At 54.4% G+C, this 1,531-nt stretch carries 1 protein-coding gene and 1 pseudogene; both read left to right on the plus strand.

The annotated features are described in order from the left end of the window. Positions 1–45 precede the first annotated feature (45 nt). Positions 46–981 (plus strand): hypothetical protein, encoded by a 936-nt coding sequence (locus tag JL015_RS27525; protein ID WP_201020685.1) that lies wholly within the window; start codon positions 46–48, stop codon positions 979–981. A gap of 68 nt (positions 982–1,049) precedes the next feature. Beyond that, positions 1,050–1,531 (plus strand): annotated as a pseudogene (locus JL015_RS27530) (sugar-binding protein); the annotation flags it as partial.

Consider the following 1,531-nt stretch of genomic DNA (forward strand, 5'->3'; position numbering starts at 1 on the left):
TGGGTACGCCTTGAAGACTTCACCATCAAGGCACAATCCGAGTCAGTGAAACTGTTCGCCAATGGCCTGGAACAAATCAAGGTCCGGGTGGCAGTCAAACCGTTCGACGAGCAGGACATAGAAGTGCCTCTTACGCCCTCCGAACTGAACAGCATGCGGCTGATCGTTGCTGACACACTCAATGAGCTGCCTTATATCGGCGAAGAAGGTATACCCGCCGATGCGCCCGAGGGAAAACAATGGGGCGTCAATGAGTCGAAAAATCCTTATCTGTATTATCCCGTCAGCTCTTCCATCGCCAGCGAACCACAGGCTCTGGATGGCAGCGGCAAATCTCTGTATATCCAGACTCGCGGCGAAACACCATTAAAAATAGCCGTTGCCTTGACCCGCGCCGATCAGGCCGAATTCAATTCGACTGAACAGGATGGCTCCGAAGAAAAACACAACATCATAGAAATAAAACCAGAGCCCATGCCCACTTACGCCATAGTGAATTATGAGTTCGAGAGTATCCGGGTAGTGGGTGGGGAAAATAATGATTATGAACTCAACACGATCGATTATTACTACCTGAGGTTCAAACAGTCCGTCCAGAATATAAAGTTCGTCACCGTCGAGTTTGACAGCCCCACCAGCATGGCACAGTGGGAAAGCCGTCAATATGCGGAACTCATGGGCAGTTACACCGGCTACGCACTGCCCGGCAGTAAAACATTACTGTTCGAGCCTTTATTGATGCAGAGCATTGCACCTGAATTACGCCCAAGCCTTGATGTCATTGCTGGCAATGAAGCACCTGAGGGCGCCGTCTTGATCAGCCTGCACCGACGCTCAGACTTTGTCTTCGACAACGAAAGTGATTTCGTCCAACCGATGAAGCTGAAACTGATTGATGAATACGGGAACCAGCACAAGATTACCGTGGAATTCAACTCGCCGACTGACCGTAACAAACTGAAGATTACTGCCACCAACTGACGTAGTTCCTAAACACTATAAGAGCCGATAAACCGACCGTTTAGCGGCTCTTGTCTGGAGATTTCTCCATGCCCACACCCACTGTCCACTCCAACGCCTTCAACTTTCTCAGCGCGGTCCAGGCCGGTGTCGACCCTCGCACCGGTCAGTACACCTGCGTCATTACCCTGCCTGAACTCAAGGCCAATCACCTGTGCGGACCCACCGTGCCCCTCAGCCTCGGCTTCAGCCCCATGAGCCCCCGCAACACCGGCTTCGGCAAGGGCTGGAGCGTGCGCCTGTCGCACTTCGATACCGTCTCGCGCATTCTCTCGCTGTCCACCGGGGAAACCTTCCGCATCGAAGGCTCGGCCAGCCAGCCCACTGTCCCCGAACGCAAGATCGACAGCTTTCATTTTTCCGTCGAGGCCACCGGCCGCTATCGGGTGGCCCACAAGTCCGGCCTGGTGGAAATCCTCACTCTGCGCGGCGGCGACACCCAGGCCTGGGTCAGTGAAATCCACTCCGCCGAAGGCCATCGGGTCAGCCTGGCCTACGAGACCTTTGCCGA

The organism is Pseudomonas cichorii, assembly GCF_015471405.1.
Lineage (GTDB): Bacteria > Pseudomonadota > Gammaproteobacteria > Pseudomonadales > Pseudomonadaceae > Aquipseudomonas > Aquipseudomonas serbiensis.